This is a genomic window from Pseudomonas sp. P5_A2_2 (genome assembly GCF_054177685.1).
The window spans coordinates 1-3,844 of record NZ_JBGCUL010000421.1; the positions used below are offsets into that span (position 1 = coordinate 1).

A 3,844-nucleotide genomic window follows, 5' to 3' on the forward strand; every position below is an offset into this window, starting at 1 on the left:
GGCCTGTTCCCAGATCGCCGTGGTGCCCGGATCGGCGATGGCCCGTGGCACGGCATCGATCAGGCTGAACGCGGCTGGCGTCGCGGCCAGGGCCTTGCCGTTCTTGACCAGGTAGCCACGGTCGAGCAGGCCCTGGATGATCGACGCGCGAGTCGCTTCGGTGCCGATGCCGGTGGTGTCCTTGAGCTTTTGCTTGAGCAGCGGGTCCTCCACCAGTTTGGCGACATTCTTCATCGCCTTGATCAGATCGCCTTCAGTGAACGGCTTCGGCGGCTGGGTCCAGAGGTCCTTGAGTTGCACGCCGGCCACTGCGCAATCGATGCCTTCGGCCAGGTTGGGCAGGGTCTGCGGCGCCGGGGCTTCGCGCCCCTTGGCCGGAGCCAGTGCTTCGGGCAGGGCGCGTTTCCAGCCTGGCTCGATGATCTGCTTGCCGACAGCGCGCAGAGCCTCGCCGGCGCAGTCGAAGTCGGCCTGGGTGCGGTCGTATTCGTGGTTGGGCAGGAATTGCGCCAGATACCGGGCGCGGATCAGCGTGTAGACCGCACGCTGTTTGCCCGCCAGCTTGTCGAGGTTCTTTGCCGCAGCGGTGGGGATGATGCCGTGGTGAGCGCTGACCTTGGCATCGTTCCAGGCCCGTGAGCGCCGTTGCGGATCAAGGTGATCGTGCAAGGCGTTCAACGCCGGATCCGCCTGGCGCAACGCCGCCAGAATGGCCGGTGCTTCGCTGTGCTGGCTGAGGGGCAAGTAGCCGCAATCACTGCGCGGATAGGTGATGACCTTGTGGGTTTCGTACAGCGCCTGGGCGATGTCGAGGGTTTCCTGGGCGCCGAGGCCGAGCTTCTTTGAACAGACCTCCTGCAGGGTGCCCAGGTCGAACGGCAGCGGGGCCACTTCGCGCATCCGTTCGGTGCGCAGCTTGATCACCCGCGCACTGGCCGCACCGCTCATGGCGGCCGCCGCCTGTTGTGCCAGCGCCTGATTCAGGCAGCGGTCCTGATCGTCGCAAAGGTCGGATGCCGCGCGCCATTGCGCGGTGAATGAGGTGCCGTTGTGCAGCAGTTGCACATCGATGGCCCAATAGGGGACGGGCACAAAGTCGGCGATGCTGCGATCGCGATCCACCACCAGGCGCAACGTCGGCGTTTGCACCCGGCCGACCGGCAACACGCCTTGGTAACCGGATTGGCGCCCCAGCAGGGTGAACAGTCGGCTCATGTTCATGCCGATCAGCCAGTCGGCCCGGGAACGCCCCAGGGCCGAGTGATAGAGGCTGAAGGTTTCGTTCCCCGGTTTGAGGGCCGCGAGGGCCTTGCGGATGGACGCATCGTCCAGCGCCGACAACCAGAGGCGGCGGATCGGCCCGCGATAGCGGCAATGCTCCACCAGTTCCCGGGCGATCATCTCGCCCTCGCGGTCGGCGTCCGTGGCAATGATCAGTTCGGACGCTTCGCCGAGCAGGCGCTTGACCGCCTTGTACTGGCTGGCGGTGCGCGGCTTGACGGTCATTTTCCATTTTTCGGGAATGATCGGCAGGTCGGCCAGCACCCAGCGCTTGTAGCGGGCGTCGTAGGCATCCGGCGGTGCGGTTTCCAGCAGGTGGCCAATGCACCAGGTCACCGTGACGTCCGTTCCCAGCCAGCAGCCATCGCCCCGGCGCCGGGCGCCGAGGACTGCCGCGATGTCTTTGGCCTGGGAAGGTTTTTCACAGAGGTACAGCCGCATAACCACCATCGTCGATCTATGTGTCAGAAGTGCACAGAATGGCGCCTGATGGGCGATGGAGCAATCTTTATCTGTATGGATGTACAGCCTGGTGTGTCGCTCCCGTTCGGCTGCGAAGCAGTCGCGAGGGTAAAACTTGGGTTATACCTGATAAACCGTGGTCTCAGGTTTTGGGGCTGCTGCGCAACCCATCGCGGGCAAGCCACGCTCCCACAATCGATTTGCAGGTCCATCACCGTCATGAGGAACGTTTTCCATGAAAAGCTCCGGTCCTAGTCCTGTCATCACCATCGCCGAGCAGCCCGGCTGTCTGCTGGTGAGATTTCACGGTATTCAGGTGGCCGCCTCGGCGCGGGCCCTGGTGTTGCTGGAGGCCAACTATCCGCCGGTGTACTACGTGCCGCGAGAGGACATCGACGAGAAGTATTTCGCCCGCACCGACCACACCAGCTATTGCCCGTACAAGGGCGATGCCAGCTATTTCAGCCTGCAGGTGCCGGGGCATGAAGGCGCCAACGCGGTGTGGAGTTACGAGGATCCCAAGGTGTCGGTGGAGCAAATCCGCGGATACCTGGCGTTCTACCCGGATCAAGTGAAGTTCGAGTTGCTGGATGCCGAGGTCTGATCGGGGCTGATCGCCGCGACGAGGGAGCCAGCTCCCTCGTCGACATGCATAACCTCAGTTCTTGTCGAGATCGACGTTGCGTGTCTCACGCAGGCAAATCATCCCCACCACCAGGCTCACCCCGGTGATCACCACCGGGTACCACAGCCCGTAGAAGATGTCCCCGGTGTACACCACCAGCGCAAACGACACCGTCGGCAGGAAACCGCCGAACCAGCCGTTGCCGATGTGGTAGGGCAGGGACATCGAGGTGTAGCGGATGCGGGTCGGGAACAGTTCGACCATCAACGCCGCCAGCGGGCCGTAGCACATCGCGGAGATGATGATCAGCGCGACGATCAGCGCCACGATCATCGGTTTGTTGATCTGCTGCATGTCCGCCTGTTGCGGATAACCGGCGAGGGTCACGGCACCGCGCAGGGCGGCTTCGTCGAAACCGTCGATCTTCACGTCACCGATGCTGACCTGTACGCCGCTACCGGCCGGGGCCGCTGCGCTCTGGTACGGCAGGCCCTGCTTGATCAGGAAGGTCTTGACCTTGTCGCASGGGCTRTCGAAKYKCGCCTTGCCCACCGGGTCGAACTGGAAGGTGCAGGTGGCCGGGTCGGCSRTSACGSTGATCGGYGCCTGGCGGCTGGCCTGGTCGATGGCCGGGTTGGCGTAGTGGGCCAGGGTCTTGAAGATCGGGAAGTACAGCGCGGTGGCCAGCAGCAGGCCGATCATCAGCACCGGTTTACGCCCGACCTTGTCCGACAGCCAGCCAAAGAAAATGAAGAAGGGGGCGCCAATGATCACGCTGACAATCAGTAAACCATTGGCCACGGCCGGGTCCATTTTCAGGAACTGGGTGAGGAAGAACAGCACATAGAATTGCGCGGCGTAGAAGGTCACCGCTTGCCCGGCATTGATGCTGAACAGCGCGATCAACACCACTTTGAGGTTTTCCCATTTACCGAASGAGTCGCGAATCGGCTGTTTGCACAGCTTGCCTTCCTCTTTCATTTTCACGAAGGCCGGCGATTCGTGCAGGCTCAGGCGAATCCAGGTCGAGATGCCCAGCAGCACGATGGAAAACAGGAACGGAATGCGCCAGCCCCAGACTTCGAACTGGTCACCGGTGAAGTAGCGGCAGCCCAGCACCACCAGTAGCGAGAGCAGCAGGCCCAGGGTCGCGGTGGATTGAATCCAGCTGGTGTGGAAGCCACGCTTGCCGATGGGCGCGTGCTCGGCGACGTAGGTCGCGGCGCCGCCGTATTCACCCCCCAGGGCCAGGCCCTGGAGCATGCGCAACACCACCAGGATGATCGGTGCAGCGATGCCGATACTGGCGTAGGTCGGCAGCAATCCGACGCAGAACGTTGCCAGGCCCATGAGAATGATGGTGGCGAGGAAGGTGTACTTGCGCCCGATCATGTCCCCCAACCGACCGAATACYAGCGCACCGAACGGCCGGACGATGAAGCCGGCGGCGAAGGCCATCAGCGCGAAGATGAATGC

At 63.0% G+C, this 3,844-nt stretch carries 3 protein-coding genes; 1 reads left to right on the top strand and 2 read right to left on the bottom strand.

Annotation, left to right across the window (positions count from 1 at the left end; all coding sequences use genetic code 11):
• On the bottom strand, positions 1-1,722 hold a 1,722-nt coding region (locus ACXRVY_RS19645; protein WP_458238035.1), incomplete at its 3' end, for a DNA topoisomerase III.
• Positions 1,723-1,978: 256 nt separating this feature from the next.
• Between ACXRVY_RS19645 and ACXRVY_RS19650 the strand changes: the two genes are divergently transcribed.
• Positions 1,979-2,347, top strand: coding sequence for a DUF427 domain-containing protein (locus ACXRVY_RS19650; RefSeq protein ID WP_223463755.1), 369 nt, complete (start codon positions 1,979-1,981; stop codon positions 2,345-2,347).
• Positions 2,348-2,401: 54 nt separating this feature from the next.
• Here ACXRVY_RS19650 and ACXRVY_RS19655 read toward each other — a convergent pair.
• Positions 2,402-3,844, bottom strand: a 1,443-nt coding sequence (locus ACXRVY_RS19655; RefSeq protein WP_458238034.1) for an MFS transporter, incomplete at its 5' end; no start/stop codon positions are given.